Raw genomic sequence first — 14078 nt, 5'->3', positions numbered from 1 at the left:
GCGCTCTTTATAAACCATGAATAATTACTTCTCAATATATAGGCTGTTTTTTGGACTAGAGTTAACTCTAAACGCTATGATGTTAAGCGAAGAAGTTGAAAAGTCTTCAAATAGGATAAGTACTGGAGGAATCATTTTATGGTTAATGCTAAAGCTAGAGCGGTTAACGGGCCGGATTCTAATTTTCATGCAACAGAAATTAAAAGACGTGATCTTGATACACATGATGTATTAATTGAGATTAAATACGCAGGTATATGTCATTCTGATATTCATACTGCACATGGTGAATGGGGGCCAGTTCACTATCCACTAGTGCCAGGTCATGAAATTGCAGGTATTGTTAAAGAAGTTGGGTCAGAAGTGAGTAAGTATGAAGTAGATGATCGTGTAGGTGTTGGCTGCATGGTTGATTCTTGTGGCGAATGCGAAAATTGTCAAAACGGCGAAGAACAATATTGTCTAAAAGGAATGGTTGGCACATACGCAGGTACGGATAGATATGGTGAACCGACACAAGGCGGTTATTCAACACATATTGTAGTACATGAAGATTTTGTATTACGTATTCCTGATAATATCGGTTTAGATGCTGCAGCTCCATTACTTTGTGCGGGTATTACTACTTATTCACCTTTAAATCATTGGAAAGCAAGTGAAGGTAAAAAAGTAGCAATCATCGGTATGGGCGGTTTAGGACACATGGCTGTTCAAATTGCAAATGCCATGGGCGCAGAAGTAACTGTATTATCACAAACGTTAAATAAAAAAGAAGATGGTTTAAAATTAGGTGCAACACATTACTATGCAACACGTGATGAATCTACATTTGAGCAACTACCAAAAACTTTTGACTTAATTATCAATACAGTAAGTGCAAACTTGCAATTAGATGATTATCTTAAATTGCTGACATTAGATGGTACAATTGTTAACGTTGGGGCACCAGCCGAACCAATCTCATTAAGAGTTGCGAACTTAATTGGCCACCGTAGATCATTTGCTGGATCAGCTATAGGAGGTATACGTGAAACACAAGAGATGTTAGACTTCTGTGCTGAACACAATATCAAACCTCAAATTGAAATGATTTCAGCTGATCAAATAGATGAAGCTTATGAAAGAGTTTTAGCATCTGATGTTAAATATCGCTTTGTTATCGATACAAGCACAATGTAATTAACTTGCAATTAATGAATAACCAACGTGCTTTAAAATAATTTTAAAAATATATTATAGTAGCCACTTGTTTTAGATAAATTTCTGAAATAGGTGGCTATTATTATAAATATAATTTATATATTGCATAAAATTGATAATGATATAATATGTGTAATTACTTATATAAACATAAAACTTAAGTAATTTTTATATAAAAAATTTGTATAAGTTAAAATTTACTATTATACTAACTAATAAGCGTTTAAGTAAACGCTAACATAACGTTACAATAGTTGGGAGTGATTTTCATGCCAGATACAGATACTGCATCAGACTTATTGGAAAAGATCTTAGATTATTTATTTTCACTTAAATAGTATACTTAAATAACACCAACCCCCTCGCTATTTGAGATAGTAAGGGGGTGTATTTTTAAATATTAGCGACTAAGGTACTATAGACCAGTCGTTTTTATTTATCAGTTCTGAAGTGGATAACCAGATTATCCTTTTTTACTTTTTCTTAGATTTAATACATTAACCACATCTTTTATATATGCACCTTTTAATTTATAACTCCATTTATAAATAATAAAACTAGCTGTTATACAAATTATTGGGAGTACAACCATAATGAAACGCAATCCATTTTTTGTGAATTCATTTTGTTGAACGCCGGGTTGATAACCTAAAAGTGTTAAACTCCATCCAGTAATTAAACCGGAAATGGCCATAGCAGTTTTCATTAAGAAAGTCTGAGTAGATGTGATAACACTTTCATTTCTTTGTCCGAACTTCATTTCACTATAATCAATGACGTCTGCTATTGAAACGGTGATTATTCCCATAATGAATCCAGTGCCAATTTTGATAAAGGTAGTACCTACTACAACAGGCAATATGCCTTGTGGTGAAATGTAACTTGCAGCTAGCAAAATCAATAGTCCGACTATTACACTACAGGTTGCAATAGGAAATATACGTTCTCGTGTAATCCATTTTGCAACTCTTGGGAACATAATTAAAGCAAGAATTTCTACAAATCCCATACCGTTATAAAGTGCAAATAAAAACTTGGATTCAGCTACATAGCTAAAATAATAAATAAGAACATTTCCAATGATTTGTGTACATAAGAAAAAGGTGATTAGGATACCGATATAATTCAAAAGTTCTTTGTTGGTAAATAATATTCTCCATATATCTTTGAAACGTAATGTAATACCTGTGTCAATATTTGTAGGGGCTTCTTTAACATTGCGAACAGTGATTCCCATTGTTGTAATAAAGAAGATAATTATAATGATTGTGAGTATTAAAAAGCCAATGGATTGATCACCATTTCCAAATAAATTATCCAAGAATAGTACAATACTTAAACCGATAGCACCCAGAATTAAATTAGCTAGGCTCGCAAAAATCCTTGGAATCACTGACACCTCTTCACGTTCGGTTGGATTATTCGTTAAATTTGGTAACCATGACCAATAAGGAACATCCATCATAGTGTACGTCATGCCCCAAAGGATATACATTATTGTGACAAATACATATAGATTGGTGCCTGACAAATCAAAATTTGTGAATAGTATAATGGTTACAAAAGAATTGATAACAGTACCAATAACTAACCATGGTCTGAATTTTCCCCACTTTGTTTTTGTTTTATCTACAATCATACCCATAATAGGATCATTGATAGCGTCCCAGATTCGAGCTACAAAATATAATGTTCCTACAAAACCAGCTGTGATGCCTAAAATGTCTGTTAAATAATACATAAGATATATGCCAATTAAATTAACAACTAAATCTTTACCAAAAGCACCAATGCCAAATGAATATTTTTCTTTACGCGTTATTTGTCGCTCCAAATAAATCACCTCATAAGAAAACTTAAGTAGTTATATAAACAAAGTTCTTAAGTTTTTAGATATATATAACTTTTCAATTTTAATAGTAAAAACTTTTGTAAAAAACCAGACACTGCTCATCTGATTAAGTAATCACAGGTCTGGTGTAAGATTTTATTTATAAGGTGGAAGCCAATCACCGTGAGCTTCAAATAAATCATCACAGAGTGAGATAATATCGTTGATAGATAGTTCAGAGGCTGTATGTGGATCTAACATAGCAGCTTGATAAACTTTTGATTTATCATTAGTTAATGCAGCTTCTATTGTTAATAATTGAGTGTTTATATTTGTTCTATTTAGAGCCGCGAGTTGCTCAGGTAAGGCACCTATATAAGTGGGGGCTATACCACTTGCATCAACTAAACATGGAACTTCGACAACTGCATTTTCAGGTAGATTGCTTATTAAACCTCCAGTATTTAATACATTGCCGCCAATTTTAAATGGTTTATTTGTTTCCATTGCTTCAATAATATAAGAACCATATTCGTTAGAACGTCGATGAGTTAGGTTTTGATCGTTAACTATATCATCTCGCATTTGTGACCATTCTTCTATTTGGTTTATGCAACGACGAGGATATTCATCTAATGGAATATTATAATTGTCAATTAATTCTGGGTACAGATTTTTAATAAAGTAAGGATGATATTCTGCGTTATGTTCAGATGACTCTGTAACATAAAATCCAAATTTATCTAAAATTTCAAAACGAACCATATCGTCATGTTTTGATTTTTGTTTTGCTTTGGCACGCTTTTTGATTTCTGGATATAAGTCTGTGCCATTTTGTTTGATTTCAAGTAACCAAGCCATGTGATTAATTCCAGCAATCTTAGATTGTATATTATCTTTTGGCAAATCTAATGAATCCAATAAGTCATTCGTACATACTTGAACACTATGGCAAAGTCCAACCGTTTTAATACCTTCTTTTAGCATTATATTAGTTAAAACTGCCATCGGATTTGTATAATTTAAAAACCAAGCATCTGGACATACTTCTTTTATATCATCGGCAAATGCTTGCATTACTGGTATTGTTCTTAAATTACGGAAAATACCTCCAATACCTAATGTATCAGCGATAGTTTGTCTTAAGTTATATTTTTTGGGTATTTCAAAATCAGTAATTGTAGCGGGATCATATCCGCCTACTTGTATTGCATTTATGATATATTTTGCTCCTGATAATGCGTCCTTACGATTATGGTATGCTTTCACAGTAACGTTCGAATGTAAATTTTTCTTTAAGTTGTTTAACATCATTTCTGAATCATGTAATCGTTGTTCATCTATGTCATATAAAGCAAATTCAAAATCTTGTAATGCCTCAACTGTCATACAATCGCCTAGTACATTTTTGGCAAATACAGTACTTCCTGCACCTAGAAATGTAATTTTATCCATTAATCATGCCTCCTCGTTTTATTTCAAAACCGAATGATAATTAATACGGTTTATTTTTAAAAATATAAAGCGAAAATTTTCTGGTACCACTATAGCTTATGTATAGGTTAGACATTATTTTGAGGACAAACAAGCGTAAATAATATTGAAAAGGGTAATATATTGCTCTTTATTAATCGATGAACAATTTATCAACTGGCATAATCGTAGTATTTTTTCGATAGTTATTAGGAGTTATACCAACAATTTTCTTAAAAACTTTACTAAAATAATTACTGGAGGCGTAACCTACTTCATATGCAATAGATTCAATACTTTGAGAACTTTTAGTTAATAAAATTAATGAATTTTTAATTCTAATTTTAGTTAAAAAATTAATAGGCGTATCATTCACAACTTTGTGAAATTGGCGGCTAAAATGATATTTTGATAACCCAGTAACTGCTACTATATCGTCTAATGTAATGTCTTGTTGATAATGATTTTCTATAAAATTAATTGCTTTTATGGTGGGAAGAGGGTAATTATTAGATTTCTGCAAACCATATTCGAGATACTCTAGACATTTCATCATAAATGTATAGGCACACGACGAAGATTCGTACCCATGTTTAATGCCCACAGCGTCTATTTTTTGCAACGTTTCTATAATATGTGTGATGGGTTCAGAATTAATAGGGAATTTTAGGATATTTCCATGTGTAGATACAATTCTATTAAATAATCTACTAACTTCTTCGCCATAAATTGTAAAATAGACAAATTCCCATTCACTCGAATGATTGGGAAGATAGTAACAATGATTACTTGGTACACGAACAAAAAAAGCATCATCTTTAGCAAGTTGATAATTTTTTTCGTCTATTGAAATTGCACCATAACCTCGAGTTGTATATTGAAAAATGTACACATCTTTTTCACCTCTGTGCAAACCATGCCATCGATAACTTGAACTTTGTATGAGTTCAAAACCAATTGCACTTAAACCAGCAACATTATATTGATAATCTCCTTTAAATCTAAAACCATAAGCGTTGTAATCAATTTTTTTCGTCAACTTCCATCCCTCCATACTTGGTGATTATTTTATCATTATTTAAATTAAAAAATATTAAATATGTATTTATAAAATTTCGAATGAATTATTATTTTTATTAGTTCGAAAATGCTGTTTCTTGACAATGACGAACTATAAGTATATGTTAGTAATATTAAATAAAAATAAATATAGTTGTTGATGTGTGCTTGAACTAGATGATTTGGGCTTTAGCAAGATGTTAATAGAAATATTGGCAAATTGAAAAAGTAAACAAATTGAAGTAGAAAGTGAAAATCATACGACATATGCAAATAATTTAACTTAATTTATAAATTTAAAAGCAACATACATATATAGGTAGCAAAACAAATCACTGCATAAAGTATTAGCGTGCGTTGTAATGAAGCCGACAATAATAATAAATCGACGGAGGTTTATTATATATTGTCGGCTTTTTTAATAAGTCCTACAACGATTTTTAGAGAAAGCTAACTTTATGACCACAGTCATCATATCTAACGGAGGAGGATGCGATATGCTTACATCGCCTAATTTATCATTATTACTCATTCTATTATTTGTCGCGATATTCATTTCAGTAATAAGCGGCGTTATATTTTTAAATAAGCGCGTATCACTAGCGTATGTTCGGATACATATATATTTAGTAGCACTGCCACCATTGATAGCGTTCATCGGTTTAATTTTAGCACCAAAAAACATCAATATTGGCTTATGGTATTCAGATATTTTATCTTGGTTGATGGCATTTTTCGTATTAATTATCGGTTTAATCATTCAACGTTATTGTGTACGCTATTTGGCCGGAGATAGAAGCTATAGAAAATACTTTACGCTATTTACCTTAACGACAAGTTTTGCATCTATTGCATGGTTAACAGGCGACCTACGTATTATGGTAGTTAGTTGGGGTTTCACATTAGTTGGCCTAACATTACTTATTAGTTTGACGAGTGCTTGGAGAGTGACAAGGGCAGCAGCTATTGTTACAGGGAAATTATTCTTCTTAAGTTGGCTCGCATTATTGTTAGTTGTTATATGGCTAGGAATTATAACAGGAGAATGGCATTATACAGGTATTTTTACCAATGCTAACCTTGATCAAATCAATGCATGGACACGTTTTGGCATTAATATGTTAATAATATTGGCGGTTATGATTCCAGCGGCACAATGGCCATTCCAAAGATGGTTGATTGAATCGGTCGCAGCGCCAACGCCTGTATCTGCAATTATGCACGCTGGCATTGTGAATGCTGGTGGTATTATGCTAACGCGTTTTTCTCCACTGTTTAACGGTGACATTGCAACAATCGTTTTATTATGCTTTGCGAGCGCCTCTGTACTTATAGGTGCGGGTATTAGTTTAGTACATGTGGACTATAAGCGTTTATTAGTGGGTTCAACAATCGGACAAATGGGTTTTATGCTAATTCAATGTGCGTTAGGCGCATATATACCAGCGATCATTCATCTAATATTACATGGTTTATTTAAAGCGACGCTCTTTTTACGTTCTGGTTCAGCTGTTCGTCATTTTAATGTACCAAGTCGTGCAAATGAAAGAATGTCTTACTTATGGATACTAGCAGGGCGTGGACTAGCGATTATGATAGGGCTAGGATTTTGGCTATCAGCTCCCGAACAAGGCTATCGTTTAGTGAGTGGTCTTATCTTAGCGTGGTCGTTATCTGTATCTTGGACACAGTTAGTAGCCTTTGGTGAAGGGAAATTTGGTCGTATTATGGGGTTATTAGTACTTGGTGTGGTCGGCATAGTCTATTATATCGTGCACCATTTCTTCAATGACGCTTTGCATACCATCGCATTTCATAGTGCACAGCCACCTATGTTCGTAGTCGTAATTGTTGCTTTAATATTGTTATTCGGTAGTTTGATGAGTACGTGGGTAGCACGTCACCGTTCATCAGTAGCATTTTCAATTATTTATATGTGGATTGTACATTTAGGTGATGCAAAAATTGAAACAGTGGAACGTCACCCTAATTACTTGAAAAAATATTTATCCAAAGGAGGGCACTAAAATGGGAGAATCCAATATACATTCTATCGAGAAATCTAGCTATTTTGATGATATTCGCGTAACAGTTGAAAATGCGAGCAAGGTTATTGTTCCTTTATCACCCATTTCAGTATTTGCTGCTAGAAGTCCCTGGTCTGGATTAGAAGATAAAACATTTGATGAAGTAGCAAGTTGGTTAAAACAAGAACGCAAAGTCGATATTTATCCAGCGAGAACAACTATTATAGAAGCAAGACAACAAGGCGAGATAAGCGATAAGTATATAGAACGTCGTTTTCAACAATGGATAGAAGAGACAAAGTTATCTATCCCGAAAGCACACGCAACTCAATATGGTCATCAAGCATTAAAATTACAGTCATTGGATGCATACTCAGAAGAACAAGAAATCATAGACGAACTCGTAAGGGATTTGAGGGAAAGTCTGAAGGAAAATAATACTGCGTCTGAACAACTTACATCAGTCCCATTAATTAGTACATATGTTTTCGATGATAAAAATGAAAAATTGATTGATACTTTAGATTATCACGTAATCAAATGGTGTAAGTTATTTATTGATGACGCACAGTCTGGATGGACGATGCCAAATAGAGATAAAGGCCTTTTTAATGCTTGGCAGAGATTAGTACCATATGACCCAGCGTTAACTAAACAACAACGCATGCGGTTACAATCATTGCCAAACGATGCTGAATCATTGCTTAAAGTGTCATTAAACAATTTAGGTATTAAGGACATAGAAGTTCAAACATACTTAGAGAATCATTTATTATCCTTGCCAGGTTGGGCTGGAATGATGATGTGGCAAGATGATCATCATAAAAAAGTTCATGATTTATTATTTACTTACCTTGCTATACGCGTTGCGATGGAATGGGCAATTGTAGATCCTCATTTACCCGTTACGCCTCCAGATGCTAAAGATGAAAGTGCTTTGGAAACAAATATTGTTTCATGGTTGCAGTGGGGTGGATTTACGGTAGAAACTTGGCGTGCATTAAGTATAGAAGAAAAAGAACAACACGTGCAGTTTGCGAATGAATTTAATGATCAATTGTGCCGAAAATTGTGGTTAGAGGCATGGGAAGAAACATATAACGAACAATTAAAAGACATGATTGTTTCAAAGAAACCTTACCAAATGACATCACAAAAGACAGAAGTTCAAATGGCATTTTGTATTGATGTAAGATCGGAGCCTTTTAGAAGACAAGTTGAAGCGGCTGGCCCGTTTGAAACACTTGGTATTGCAGGTTTCTTTGGTTTACCAATAGAGAAATCAGAGTTAGGTAGCAAATACAATCATCCCTCATTACCAGTTATGAATCAACCACAACATAAAATTCAAGAATATACACATGAACGTGAACCCAACGCGTTTCAACAACGTAAACATGCATTAGAATCTGTTACTTATACATTCAAAAAAATGAAACAGAACGTTTTGCCAAGTCTACTCTTACCGGAATTGAGTGGCCCATGGTTGTCACTACAAATGTTAACAAGAAGTTTTATGCCGAGACGTGTGGGTGCGATGATTCGTAAGTTTTATAGTAATTGGTTACAAAAACCACAAGATACTACTTTGACATTGGATCGTAACCAACATCATAACCACCAACATATACATTTTGAAGATGGGCTACCAATTGGTTTCACTAAAGCGGAAAAAGTAAATTATACATTACAAGCATTGAAATTAATGGATTTAACTAAAAACTTTGCGCCATTAGTTGTGATGTGTGGTCATGGTAGCCAAAGTGCTAATAATCCCTATGCAGCTTCATTAGATTGTGGCGCATGTGGTGGGGCAGCCAGTGGTTTTAATGCTAAAGTATTGGCTCATTTGTGTAATATGACAGAGGTTAGAGAAAGTTTGTTACAGGAAGGTATAGAAATCCCAGAAAAAACTATTTTCGCAGCTGCAGAACATCAAACTTCTGTAGATGAATTGAAGTGGATATATTTACCTGAATTATCTCAAGAAGCACAAATAGCTTATGATAAAATCGAAGCGGTAATGCCTCAAATAAGTTATGCCGCAAATGAAAAAAGATTGGCGCAATTACCGAATAATAATATAGTTAAACCGAACCCAGTCAATGAAGTTCATCGTATAACAAATGATTGGAGCGAGATAAGACCAGAATGGGGATTAGCGAAAAATGCAGCATTTATTATAGGTCAACGCGAATTAACTAAAAATAGTGATTTAGCAGGTAGAGCTTTCTTGCATAATTATGATTGGCATAATGACAAAGATGGCAGTATATTAGCAAATATTATTGCTGGCCCAGCACTTGTTGCACAATGGATTAATTTGCAGTACTATGCATCGACAGTAGCGCCTCATTTTTATGGCAGTGGTAGTAAAGCAACGCAGACAGTAACGGCGGGTATCGGTGTTATGCAAGGAAACGCCAGTGACTTATTAACGGGATTGCCGTGGCAATCTGTGATGGCAGCTGATAACAAAATGTACCATTCGCCGATAAGATTGTTAATTATTATACAGGCACCACAGTCATTTATTAAAAAATTATTGGATAATGATTCTAATTTTAAACAAAAATTACTTAATGGCTGGGTAAGATTGGCTAGTGTGGATGAACAAGGGACATGGCATAATTGGACAACTAACCTATAAAGTGGGTGGCTATGCGCTAGGTAACCCACTTTATAGTATTTAACTAAACAATTTGATATAGCTCTTAATTCATAGGCAAAACAGTGTAGCTATAGAGAAAATTGCTGAAAAATGGTACTGTTATCTTTGTTAAAATAAATTTCTAATTTTGGTTCTACAGGAGATGTATATTTAATGAAAAAAACCAAAGGTACCTATGAGTCTGAAATCAGTAAAGCAATTACACAGTGGGAAAAGGACTTCCTCGGTCGTGGTTCTCTTTCAGTTAAAACAGACATATTGCGTGATATGATTATAGTCAGTTTACAAGGTGTATTAACGCAAGCAGAGTACAAAGTTTGTGGCACGAATGAAGGTTTATTAACGATTAAACGAACGCGTTCTAAACTTGTAGAATCAGGGATAGAAGAACTTAATGAAATTGTGTTATCAATTTCTGGTGAAGAAGTTAAAAGTTTTCATACAGACTTGAGTTCTATAACAGGAGAACGTATTATGATTTTCAAACTATATAACGATTTAGAGAAGAAGTTTGCTGACTGACAAAGACTTATTTTTTCGAAGTAATGCACTTAATTTATTGATAAATGTCGTTTATTGATTAATTAAGTGTATTTCTATGTGTAACGTTGAAAAGTTATAGAAGTAAATTAAGCTCATATTTAATATGAAGTTAAGCGTGACAATAGCATAAAAAATGCACATACTGTTGTAAGGGACAGTATGTGCACACTACTAGTTATGAATCAGGAATCCGGAAGAGTAAAGTTTACGTTAAAAACTATCATCATATAAATAATTGGGTGTTAAAGTATCATAATCTTTAGTTAAGATTCTTAAATAAAGATTCATTGTTTTAATACTGTTAAAAGTGTAGAACATAAACTAAGTATTACGGGATTAATATTTCAACTTTAACCACTAGCTTGTAAATAATATGTAACTTAGCTATTTAATACCCAACAACGACGAAAAAAGTATTATTTAATTAAAGTAACATGAATTCGTTTAAAAGCTTGTATAAAGTGGTCAGTCACATTAATATACAAAGTTTACTAAAAGTGAGTTCACCTCCTACACATAAATATTATAATAATTGAATAAATTTTTGGAATAAATTCCCTAACTGTGTAAAAATAATGCGTAAATGTTAAAATATATAAATTATATAAAAAGTAATTATATATAATTTTATGAACATAGTTACTAAATGATTGGCATAAAAACAAGATTGATTAAAATTGGTTATTTTTATAAATTACATAATTCAAATTCTCGCTATTTTATAAAAATAAAAATTAAAAATATACTTGAATTATTATGAAAGTTTATAGTAATATTGCTAATTGGGTGTTAAAGAATCATAATTTTTAATTATGGTTCTTTTTCTTTTGCCATTTTTTAACTACAAATGTTAAAAATAACGTGATAAATATGCTTAAATGCTTTGCTAATGTTTATATTTTTAATAAACTAGATGAGGTTAATATTTAATGTGATTAATTAGCAGCATAGATATTATTTATAAGACTCGGATTTAGAGCGAAAGTTGGATTTGTTTCGCCTTTAAAAAGGTTATAATAAAGTGAAGCGAAATTGTGTTAAGGAGGAAGTATAGTTGAATCAAGTGAAAAATATTCTCTATTCTATAATAGAACCATTATTGCAACCAGAAACGTACCAATCATTACTTTCTAATTTAATAATGATTATTGTTTATGTAGTGGCTGCATGGATTATTTTACATTTTGTGAACAAAGGTATTGCACAGTTCTTTAAAATTCAAAATAAAGGTAAGAATAGTAATAAAAAACGTTCAAAAACTTTAATATCATTAGTGCAAAATGTAGTCTCATATGTGGTATGGTTTATAGTGTTGACTACGATTTTAAGTAAATTCGGTATCAGTGTGGGAGGAATCATAGCAAGTGCTGGTGTTGTTGGCTTGGCCGTTGGTTTTGGTGCACAAACTGTAGTTAAAGATATCATTACAGGTTTCTTTATTATTTTTGAGAATCAATTTGATGTAGGAGACTATGTTAAAATTAGTAATGGTGGCGCTCCAGTAGCAGAAGGTACTGTTAAATCAATAGGATTAAGATCCATGCGCATTAATACTATTTCTGGTGAACTGACAACATTGCCTAATGGTAGTGTTGGTGAAATTACGAACTACTCTGTGATAAACGGCGAAGCAATCGTAGAAATACCAGTTTCTATAACGGAAGATATTGATAAAGTAGAAGATGAATTAAATGACTCTTTTGAGGCAATTCGTTCGAAATATTATTTATTTATATCTACACCAGAGGTAGTTGGGGTGAATTCCATCACAAATAATGAAATCGTATTGCGTATTTCTGCAGAGACGATACCTGGAGAAGGCTTTACAGGGGCACGTATTTTAAGAAAAGAAATATTAAAACTATTCAAACTTAAAGAAATTAAAATGCCTCAACCAATGATGGTACAATACGAAGCAAACCAACAAAATAATGCATAAGACGGTCGGAGGTGTTACAGAATGACATCCAATTACGGTTTGAATGATATTGTAGAAATGAAAAAGCAACATGCATGTGGTACGAATCGTTTTAAAATCATTCGTGTAGGTGCAGACATCCGAATAAAATGTGAAAACTGTCAGCGTAGTATTATGATTCCTAGACAAACTTTTAATAAAAAACTAAAAAAAATAGTGGTATCACAACAAGATACTACCGATAAGGAGAATGAATAATGGCTTTAACAGCAGGTATTGTTGGCTTACCAAACGTAGGAAAGTCTACACTTTTTAATGCAATTACAAAAGCAGGGGCACTTGCAGCAAACTATCCATTCGCAACAATCGATCCTAACGTAGGCATCGTTGAGGTGCCTGATAGTAGATTAGACGTTTTAACAGAAATGGTAGAACCAAAAAAAACAATCCCAACTACATTCGAATTTACCGATATTGCAGGTATTGTTAAAGGTGCTTCTAAAGGGGAAGGTTTAGGTAATAAATTCTTATCCCATATTCGTGAAGTAGATGCGATTTGCCAAGTTGTTCGTGCTTTTGATGATGATAATGTTACACATGTTTCTGGTCGTGTAGCTCCGATTGATGACATTGAAGTTATTAATATGGAACTCGTATTAGCAGATTTAGAATCTGTAGACAAACGTTTACCGAAATTAGAAAAAATGGCACGTCAAAAAGATAAAGATGCAGTTAATGAAACACGTATTTTATCAAGAATTAAAGAAGCTTTAGAAGAAGGGAACCCTGTAAGAAGCTTAGAATTTACAGAAGAAGATCAAAAATATGTGAATCAGGCTCAATTATTAACATCTAAAGAAATGTTATATATTGCTAACGTAGGCGAAGATGAAATTGGCGATGAAGATAATGAAAAAGTAAAAGCCATTCGTGAATATGCAGCGAAAGAAGATTCTGAAGTCATTGTCATCAGTGCTAAGATTGAAGAAGAAATTGCTGTACTTGAAGATGAAGACAGAGAGATGTTCTTAGAAGATTTAGGAATTGAAGAACCTGGTCTTGATCGTTTGATTCGTACAACTTATGATTTACTTGGCCTTGCTACTTACTTTACAGCAGGTGTACAAGAAGTACGTGCATGGACATTTATTAAAGGTATGACTGCTCCCCAGTGTGCGGGTATTATTCACACGGATTTCGAACGTGGCTTTATTCGAGCAGAGGTTACTAGTTATGATGATTATGTGGAATTTAACGGAGAAAATGGCGCAAAAGATGCTGGTAAACAACGCCTAGAAGGTAAAGAATACATTATGAAAGATGGCGATGTTGTACACTTTAGGTTTAACGTGTAAG

General features: G+C 33.2%; 10 protein-coding genes. 7 read left to right on the top strand and 3 right to left on the bottom strand.

The window, feature by feature from the left end:
• Positions 1 to 138: 138 nt before the first annotated feature.
• The gene (locus ACF91D_RS03865) at positions 139 to 1179 is read left to right on the top strand and encodes an NAD(P)-dependent alcohol dehydrogenase (protein WP_101051013.1); all 1041 of its coding nucleotides are present in this window, start codon (positions 139 to 141) and stop codon (positions 1177 to 1179) included.
• A 484-nt stretch (positions 1180 to 1663) separates the two neighbouring features.
• Here the strand turns inward: ACF91D_RS03865 and melB are convergent, their stop codons facing one another.
• From melB to ACF91D_RS03850, 3 genes are all read right to left on the bottom strand, one after another.
• Entirely contained in the window at positions 1664 to 3034 is a 1371-nt protein-coding gene (gene melB, locus ACF91D_RS03860) for a melibiose:sodium transporter MelB (RefSeq protein ID WP_107549985.1), read from the bottom strand.
• A 153-nt stretch (positions 3035 to 3187) separates the two neighbouring features.
• Positions 3188 to 4486 (bottom strand): alpha-glucosidase/alpha-galactosidase, encoded by a 1299-nt coding sequence (melA, locus tag ACF91D_RS03855; RefSeq protein ID WP_327620948.1) that lies wholly within the window; start codon positions 4484 to 4486, stop codon positions 3188 to 3190.
• Positions 4487 to 4658: 172 nt separating this feature from the next.
• A complete protein-coding gene (locus tag ACF91D_RS03850; protein WP_327620947.1) occupies positions 4659 to 5543 on the bottom strand; it encodes an AraC family transcriptional regulator in 885 nt (294 codons plus the stop codon).
• Positions 5544 to 6060: 517 nt separating this feature from the next.
• Between ACF91D_RS03850 and ACF91D_RS03845 the strand changes: the two genes are divergently transcribed.
• The 6 genes from ACF91D_RS03845 to ychF all read left to right on the top strand — a co-directional run bounded on the left by ACF91D_RS03845 (position 6061) and on the right by ychF (position 14077).
• Positions 6061 to 7590: an NADH dehydrogenase subunit 5 gene (locus ACF91D_RS03845; RefSeq protein ID WP_327620946.1), complete on the top strand. Its 1530-nt coding sequence runs from the start codon at positions 6061 to 6063 to the stop codon at positions 7588 to 7590.
• Between the two features lies 1 nt (position 7591).
• Positions 7592 to 10240 carry a DUF2309 domain-containing protein gene (locus ACF91D_RS03840; RefSeq protein ID WP_327620945.1) on the top strand — a complete coding sequence of 883 codons (2649 nt, stop codon included), beginning with the start codon at positions 7592 to 7594 and terminating at the stop codon, positions 10238 to 10240.
• A 174-nt stretch (positions 10241 to 10414) separates the two neighbouring features.
• Positions 10415 to 10783, top strand: a complete 369-nt coding sequence (locus tag ACF91D_RS03835; RefSeq protein ID WP_039069214.1) for a Na-translocating system protein MpsC family protein — start codon at positions 10415 to 10417, stop codon at positions 10781 to 10783.
• A 1075-nt stretch (positions 10784 to 11858) separates the two neighbouring features.
• Positions 11859 to 12743 (top strand): mechanosensitive ion channel family protein, encoded by an 885-nt coding sequence (locus ACF91D_RS03830; RefSeq protein WP_039069215.1) that lies wholly within the window; start codon positions 11859 to 11861, stop codon positions 12741 to 12743.
• A 21-nt stretch (positions 12744 to 12764) separates the two neighbouring features.
• Entirely contained in the window at positions 12765 to 12980 is a 216-nt protein-coding gene (locus ACF91D_RS03825; RefSeq protein ID WP_017723390.1) for a DUF951 domain-containing protein, read from the top strand.
• Complete coding sequence (gene ychF, locus ACF91D_RS03820) at positions 12980 to 14077, top strand: redox-regulated ATPase YchF (protein WP_327620944.1); 1098 nt, start codon at positions 12980 to 12982, stop codon at positions 14075 to 14077. The genes ACF91D_RS03825 and ychF overlap by 1 nt, the downstream gene beginning before the upstream one ends.
• Position 14078: the final 1 nt, after the last annotated feature.

This window comes from Staphylococcus sp. 231237_7MaSpsaltlick (assembly GCF_043107035.1).
The sequence above is the reverse complement of the archived record's forward strand: the minus strand, read 5'-3'. Positions and strand labels throughout refer to the sequence as shown.

What these genes read in the sequence shown, in the direction of transcription:
- ACF91D_RS03865 (WP_101051013.1), top strand. Translation starts at nt 139, where the DNA reads ATGGTTAATGCTAAAGCTAGAGCGGTTAACGGGCCGGATTCTAATTTT.
- melA (WP_327620948.1), bottom strand. Translation starts at nt 4,486, where the DNA reads ATGGATAAAATTACATTTCTAGGTGCAGGAAGTACTGTATTTGCCAAA.
- ACF91D_RS03845 (WP_327620946.1), top strand. Translation starts at nt 6,061, where the DNA reads ATGCTTACATCGCCTAATTTATCATTATTACTCATTCTATTATTTGTC.
- ACF91D_RS03840 (WP_327620945.1), top strand. Translation starts at nt 7,592, where the DNA reads ATGGGAGAATCCAATATACATTCTATCGAGAAATCTAGCTATTTTGAT.
- ACF91D_RS03835 (WP_039069214.1), top strand. Translation starts at nt 10,415, where the DNA reads ATGAAAAAAACCAAAGGTACCTATGAGTCTGAAATCAGTAAAGCAATT.
- ACF91D_RS03825 (WP_017723390.1), top strand. Translation starts at nt 12,765, where the DNA reads ATGACATCCAATTACGGTTTGAATGATATTGTAGAAATGAAAAAGCAA.
- ychF (WP_327620944.1), top strand. Translation starts at nt 12,980, where the DNA reads ATGGCTTTAACAGCAGGTATTGTTGGCTTACCAAACGTAGGAAAGTCT.